Source organism: Pseudomonas sp. 2995-1 (genome assembly GCF_002742505.1).
In the GTDB taxonomy this organism is placed as follows: domain Bacteria; phylum Pseudomonadota; class Gammaproteobacteria; order Pseudomonadales; family Pseudomonadaceae; genus Aquipseudomonas; species Aquipseudomonas sivasensis.
The window spans coordinates 1-327 of the sequence record NZ_LJSA01000146.1 but is presented as its reverse complement, the minus strand read 5'-3'; the positions used below and the strand labels follow the sequence as shown (position 1 = coordinate 327).

Annotated in this window: 1 protein-coding gene; it reads right to left on the bottom strand. The window is 37.6% G+C overall.

From position 1 onward, the window contains the following. A partial coding sequence (locus AOA61_RS00435; RefSeq protein WP_143521148.1) for a LacI family DNA-binding transcriptional regulator occupies positions 1-302 on the bottom strand: 302 nt, incomplete at its 3' end. Positions 303-327: the final 25 nt, after the last annotated feature.

Sequence of the window (327 nt, the reverse complement as noted above, 5' to 3'; positions counted from 1 at the left end):
GATAAATAGAGTCCGAATCCTAATTGGTGTGCTTTTGCACTAATTCCTCTAATAACTTCAGGGAAGAATGGGTTTTGGAATGTTTTATTGGCTGAATTAGGCATAATAACACCTAAAAGCTTGGTGCTTTTATTAGCAAGACTTCTGGCATTGTAGTTAGGATAATATCCCAACTCTCTCATCGCCTCTCTTACTTTTTCCTTTGTTCTGTGACTAATTCTTGGACTATCTGAAATAACTCTTGGAACTGTTGATGGAGCTACGTTTGCTTTTTTTGCGACATCCTTTATTGTAACTGACATACCTCATACTTCCCTTCCCATGGAA